The sequence below is a fragment of the Bradyrhizobium sp. Leo114 genome (assembly GCF_055229415.2).
Genome location: NZ_JBUYEN020000117.1, coordinates 1 through 6,002 on the forward strand (window position 1 = coordinate 1; position 6,002 = coordinate 6,002).

Annotated in this window: 5 protein-coding genes and 1 tRNA gene; 1 reads left to right on the plus strand and 5 read right to left on the minus strand. The window is 61.0% G+C overall.

The window, feature by feature from the left end; genetic code table 11:
* Positions 1-418 precede the first annotated feature (418 nt).
* Positions 419-1,141 (plus strand): hypothetical protein, encoded by a 723-nt coding sequence (locus ACZIRK_RS44405; RefSeq protein ID WP_474419748.1) that lies wholly within the window; start codon positions 419-421, stop codon positions 1,139-1,141.
* Positions 1,142-1,444: 303 nt separating this feature from the next.
* On the opposite strand, the gene ACZIRK_RS44410 is transcribed toward ACZIRK_RS44405, so the two are convergent.
* The 5 genes from ACZIRK_RS44410 to ACZIRK_RS44430 form a co-directional block, all read right to left on the minus strand.
* A tRNA-Lys gene (locus ACZIRK_RS44410) sits at positions 1,445-1,520 on the minus strand.
* Between the two features lie 169 nt (positions 1,521-1,689).
* Positions 1,690-2,226 (minus strand): Spy/CpxP family protein refolding chaperone, encoded by a 537-nt coding sequence (locus ACZIRK_RS44415; protein ID WP_130228782.1) that lies wholly within the window; start codon positions 2,224-2,226, stop codon positions 1,690-1,692.
* 113 nt (positions 2,227-2,339) lie between these two features.
* On the minus strand, positions 2,340-3,665 hold the full coding sequence (locus tag ACZIRK_RS44420) for a TRAP transporter large permease (protein WP_028161828.1): 1,326 nt from the start codon (positions 3,663-3,665) through the stop codon (positions 2,340-2,342).
* Positions 3,662-4,237 (minus strand): TRAP transporter small permease, encoded by a 576-nt coding sequence (locus ACZIRK_RS44425; RefSeq protein ID WP_474419751.1) that lies wholly within the window; start codon positions 4,235-4,237, stop codon positions 3,662-3,664. The genes ACZIRK_RS44420 and ACZIRK_RS44425 overlap by 4 nt, the downstream gene beginning before the upstream one ends.
* Before the next feature lie 147 nt (positions 4,238-4,384).
* Positions 4,385-5,386, minus strand: a complete 1,002-nt coding sequence (locus ACZIRK_RS44430) for a TRAP transporter substrate-binding protein (protein ID WP_474419749.1) — start codon at positions 5,384-5,386, stop codon at positions 4,385-4,387.
* Positions 5,387-6,002: the final 616 nt, after the last annotated feature.

A 6,002-nucleotide genomic window follows, 5' to 3' on the forward strand; every position in this document is an offset into this window, starting at 1 on the left:
ACCTGGCGGCGGCTCAAAGGCACAAATCAGTTGCCGAAGGTCATCGCAGGTGTCAGATTCAACGACGGCATCGAGGTCATCCAAATGCCGGCAAACCACGCCGCCTGATCACCTCATCACCCAAAATTCCGCATAGCTCCGTCATAGGCTCCAATGTCCGGTTTGCGCCATAACCTGCCGATCCTCCGATTTCGCTCGTGCGGTCGAAGCCGAAGTACGCCATTGGCGCGAGGGATCAGTTCTCAGAGACAACCCGACTGCTACCGGCTACGCGATGTCGCAATTCGCGTTCACGGGTACGATAGCCAGCACCATATCGTATGAAATCCTAGTTTGGGATGAGAAATCGTGGGCTAAAAATGGCCGGAAGCGACTGGAACCGCCGGCCACGCCCTGACAATCCGCGCAGATTCTTGGAATGCCAACGTTGGTATTCGTGTTGGTACCGAGATTTCGCCGTCATAAAATGCCAAATGAAATCAATAACTTGTCTGTCCAATTCGGCGCCGGCCAGGGGCACCAAGTAGGCTGTTCAGGCCCGTTCCAAAGCGTCCACAACCGTACGCGCAGTGCTTGGAAACCCTTCCGGCAGAGCAAGACTGGCGAGCTTGTCGACATCAAGGAGGCGCCACAACTCAGCGCACGGCTAAATGCCTCGCGTGCACGAATAAAGGAGCTCAAGCTTCGGCTTCAACTGGATAAGGTGCCGCCCGAGCTCGTGGTCAACGAGGACAATGGTGAGCCTTATGACGAGAGTACCTATCGCCATTGGGTGTCGACCGCACGGGCCGTCGCTATCTTCGGCTTTCTCGCACGCGACAACGCGCGCCAGGCAATTGTCCGCGCAGAGCGACTGGACGCCGAACTGATTAAGAACGTTGACAAGCTGTTCGCCCCTTTTCCTCTCGATGAGGAGAATAAGGCGCAGCGCGCTCGAGCGGTCGATCAGCGCAAGCGCGCATTAGCGGAATGGTTGGATGCGCAGACCGCGCGCGACAGCAATGGCCATGAGACAGCATGGCGTCTAAAGCCTTGCCCCGCGCTGATGTTCGTCAACGGCGCCGGCGAACTCGACCAAGAGCCCGACCAAGACCTACGTGATACCTGCGTCATGCTTCTCGGGCTGGCTGCGACTTGCTGACGATCTGCGACATCACTGGGCATTCATACCGAAGCGCGCAGACTATCGTGAAGCACTACCGCGCCCGCAATGCGGCTCGCGCGGATTCCGGTATCGACAGACTGAATTGCAGGTGCGGAAGGAAGGCATGAAGAGCTGAACGCAGACCGGTAGGTCTCGTGTTACAGTGGTGGACGGGCTTCGGTCCTAGTTGTCCGACTCGTCGCACAGCGTGCGACGTACGACCATTAAAAGCGTCGCACGAGACCCGGTTTGTTCTGCCGAGGAGTTTAAAAAAGCCCTTGCGGGCCAATCCCTTAAGGGTGGTGGGCGCACCAGGGCTCGAACCTGGGACCCGCTGATTAAGAGTCAGCTGCTCTACCAACTGAGCTATGCGCCCGGAACGGGTCCGGAAGACCTCGTTGCGAGGGCCGTCGTTTAGCAAAGCGCCCCCGCGATGTCCAGCAAGCTGGATGAGGTTTTCCCGTGCTTTGGTGGGCCGCCCCGGAACAGGAAAAACCGCCGGATTCCGGCGGTTTTTCCGATGGTTAGGTCACCAACCGGCGGGGTCAGAGCCGGCCGGAGCCGTCGCGGTCACCCCGATCGTCGCGGTCAAAGCCGCGGTCGAAGCGGTGGCGGCGCCAGCCTTCACCCCCAAAGCGGCGGTCCATGTGGGTCAGGAGGGTGAGCCGGCGCTTCTGATTGTCGTCCAGCGTCTTGTAGAGCGGATCGGCGGCGTCGGCGATCTTCTTCAGCGCGGCGGCGCTGGCTGCCATGTTGTCGGCGCGCTCGCGGAGCCGGGCAACCAGATCCGGCTTCTGCTGCGCATCCGCGTTCTTCTCCGCCTCCATCCGCGCATTGGCGCGGTCGATCCGGAGCTTGGCGAAATCGCGCACCGCGGCCTCGACCGGCGGCCACAGCTTCTCCTGGTCCGCCGTGAGCTTCAGCCCGGCGTGAACGGCGGCGATCCGGGCATCGAGGAAGGCCGCGCGGTCCTCCGGGTTCATCCGCATCTGGCCATGCATCCACGGACGATGCTGGGCGTAGGCGACGGTGGAGCCGGCGATGGCGAGCGCCGCGGCGCCGGCGAGCAGAACTTTCTTCATGCGAACCTCCTTTGAAGGTTGCCTGAAGATGAGACCGCCCTGTCCGCCCCGCAACTTACAGTTTGGACAGGGAGCGTTCCCTTACCAAGATGTAATCCGCCATCATTAAGCGTTCACAACATGCCGAGCGCACGCGGCAGCCACAGCGAGATTTCGGGAACGTAGGTGACGATGCCGAGGAAGATCAGCATGGTCAAAAGCCATGGCCACACCGCGATCGTCAGTTCCGTGATGCCCATCTTGGCGATGCCGGACGCGACATAGAGGTTGAGGCCGACAGGCGGATGGCACATGCCGACCTCCATGTTGACCACCATCAGGATGCCCAAATGCACCGGATGGATGCCGAGCTTGACCGCCACCGGAAACAGGATCGGCGCCATGATCAGCACGATCGAGGACGCCTCCATTACATTGCCGGCGAGCAGCAGCAGCAGGTTGACCACCAGCAGGAACATGATCCAGTCGACGCCCGCCCCGGTGATCCACGCCGCGATCTGCTGCGGGATGTTCTCGTTCGCCATCAGGAAGGAGAACAGAACGGCATTGGTGATGATGTAGAGGATCATCGCGCTCATGTTAGCCGAGCCGAGCAGCACCCTGGGCACGTCCTTCAGCGACATATCGCGATAGACGAAGACCGCGATGACGAAGGCGTACACCGCGCTGACGGCGGCGGCCTCCGTCGGCGTGAACATGCCCGCGTAGATGCCGCCGAGCACGATCACGATCAGCAGCAATCCCCAGACGCAGCGACGGAACGCGGTGAACCGCTCCGCCCAGCTTGCGCGCGGCAGCCGCGGATAGTCGTTGCGCCAGGCGCGATAGAATGTCGTCATCCCCAATAGCGCGGCGAGCATCAAGCCGGGGATCACACCGGCGATGAACATCTGCCCGACGGACGCAGAGGAGACGCGATGGCCGGCCGGATCGAGCGCGATGCTGCCGCCGGTCGCCACGCAATAGATCACCATCACGATCGACGGCGGGATCAGAATGCCAAGCGCGCCGGAAGTCGTGATCACGCCCGCGCCGAAGCGCTTCGGAAATCCATGGCTCACCATCGCCGGCATCATGATCGAGCCGATCGCGATCACGGTCGCCGGTGACGAGCCCGACACCGCCGCAAACAGCGCGCAGGCCATGACGCCGGCGAGCCCCAGCCCGCCATACCAATGTCCGACCATCGCGGTCGCAAAAGCGATCATGCGGCGGGCGACGCCGCCATGGGTCAGGAAATTGCCAGCCAGGATGAAGAAGGGGATCGCCATGATCTCGAAATTGTCGATGCCGGTGAACAATTTCAGCGCCACCGATTCCGTCGGCACGTTGGTCATGGTGAAGATGAAGGTGAGCACGGTCAGACCGAGCGCGATCGAGATCGGCATGCCTGTCAGCATCAGGACAATCAGCAGGCCGAAGATGAAGAGGCTCGTCATCGCGTCACCTCGCCGGCACCGATCGCGGGCGCATCGACCTCGACGCCCTCGACGCGGGCATGATCGTGATGCGGAAGTTCACCGCTGCGGAAATAAGCCCAGGCAACCTGCAGGAAGCGGAAGCACATCAAATAGGAACCGAGCGGAATGCAGAGATAGACGAACCAGCTCGGTATCTCGAGATCAGGCGAGACCTGGTCGGTCTGCATCAGGCCGTAGACGAACTTTGCGCCCATGGTGCCGATCACGGCGGTGAAGAAGGCGCCGCCGAGCAGACCGAACAGCACCACGATGTTGCGCCACGGCGATCTGAGCTGGTTGACGACGACGTCGACGCCGACATGGATGCCGGTGCGCACGCCATAGGCCGCGCCGAACTTCGCCATCCACACGAACATGTAGATGCACAATTCCTGCGCCCAGGACAGGTTGATCGGGAACAGGATCGGGTAAAGCAAGGGAATGCCGATCAGATAGCGATGGCACACCGCCACGAAGATGATGAGAGTCGCGGCCGCCATCAGCGTCGCGATCAATATCTCCTCCAGCCGGTCGAGGATGCGGAGCAGTATCAATGTTCCCCCCGTCTACAGTGAATTCGTCATGGTGGGCTAAGGCGCGAAAGGCGTCTTCGCGCAGGCCGCCCGGGCATCCACAAAGACGTGGATGGCCGGGTCAAGCCCGGCCATGACGGAAGAGTACGCCCCAATCAACACGTCTCAGTTCGTCGCCCCCTTGGTCTCCTTGACGAATTCGTCGATCAAGCCCTGGCCGACGCGTTTGGCGACGTCCTTGTAGACCGGCTCCATCGCCTTGCGCATCGCCGCATCCTGCTCCGGCGTCAGCGCGATGATCTCGCTCTTGCCGGTCTTCTTGATCTCGGCGAGCGCGTCGTCGTTCTCCTTCTGCGACTGGCCGTTGCCGTAGGCGGTGGCCTCCTTCATCGCCTTCTCGCAACTAGCGCGGATATCGGGCGGCAAGCCTTCCCAGAACTTCTTGTTCACGACCACGATGTAGCCGATATAGCCGTGATTGGTGGTGGTGATGTACTTCTGCACCTCGTGCATTTTCTGGGTGTAGATGTTCGACCAGGTATTCTCCTGGCCGTCGACCACGCCGGTCTGCAGTGCCTGGTAGACCTCGGAGAACGCCATCACCTGGGGGATCGCGCCGAGGCTTCGGAACTGCGCCTCCAGCACCTTGGACGACTGGATTCGGAACTTCAGGCCCTTGTAGTCCGCCGGCTCGATCAGTTTCTTGTTGGCGCTCATCTGCTTGAAGCCGTTGTCCCAGTAAGCGAGACCGATCATGCCCTTCGGCTCGAGCAATTTCAGAAGTTTCGCGCCAAGCGGACCGTCGGTGACTTTGCGCAGCGTCGCGAGGTCGGGAAGGATGTAGGGCAGATCGAACACCTCGAACTCCTTGACCCCGATCGGGCCGAACTTGGAGTTCGACGGCGCCAGCATCTGGACCGCGCCGAGTTGCAGGGCCTCGAGTTCTTCCTTGTCTTTGTAAAGCTGCGAGTTCGGGTAGACCTCAACCTTCACCTTGCCATTGGTGTATTTCTCGGCGAGTTCCTTGAACTTCTCGGCCGCCTGCCCCTTCGGCGTGTTGGTTGCAACGACGTGACTGAACTTGATGACGATCGGATCGTCCGCCGCCGCCGGCCCGGCAAAAGCAATCGCCACGACCGATGCCGCAGCCAACATCCACTTACGCATGTTTCCTCCCGCTTCATTGCGGGGCGCGCCAATCACCCGCCCCAAGTTCTTGTATGCCACCAATACAGAGAAGCCGGCCAAATTGCCATTGCCCGTTAGCAGGGGCCCGATGATGGGCGCATGCTGCGCCGCAAAAGTGCGACGTTCTGTCCGGGGCGCTCACGATTGACCAACGCGCTGTCGCATCATGCGGCGTTGTCGAAAGACGGCCGTGGGATGGGTAGAGCGCAGCGAAACCCATCGCGATGGAGCAAGCGGTACCGATGATGGGTTTCGCTCCGCTCTGCCCATCCTACTGTCGTCCCCGCGAACCCATAACCACAGGGAGTTGTTGTGGCGGGAGCAAGTGGTTGTAGCGGAGCACACCACAAAGGCCTGTGGTTATGGGCCCCGGCTCAAGGCCGGGACGACGTGGGGAGAGGTTCGGATTCAAATGTCAAATAGCGTGAGGATGTGAGTTCGCGTTCTCGCGGCATGATGTGCCCGAGGTTTGCATCTCGTTTCACCCTCTCAATCATCAGAGGGCGCAGGGAAAGCCGGGTGCCGGTTGCACCCATGGGTCCCGTGCAACAAAAAGCACGGGGGTAGGACCACAGGTTCAACCGAAGCATTCCGG

Bases quoted from the DNA above. Each gene is read 5' to 3' on its own strand.
- ACZIRK_RS44405 (WP_474419748.1), top strand. From the start codon at position 419: ATGCCAACGTTGGTATTCGTGTTGGTACCGAGATTTCGCCGTCATAAA.
- ACZIRK_RS44420 (WP_028161828.1), bottom strand. From the start codon at position 3,665: ATGACGAGCCTCTTCATCTTCGGCCTGCTGATTGTCCTGATGCTGACA.
- ACZIRK_RS44415 (WP_130228782.1), bottom strand. From the start codon at position 2,226: ATGAAGAAAGTTCTGCTCGCCGGCGCCGCGGCGCTCGCCATCGCCGGC.
- ACZIRK_RS44430 (WP_474419749.1), bottom strand. From the start codon at position 5,386: ATGCGTAAGTGGATGTTGGCTGCGGCATCGGTCGTGGCGATTGCTTTT.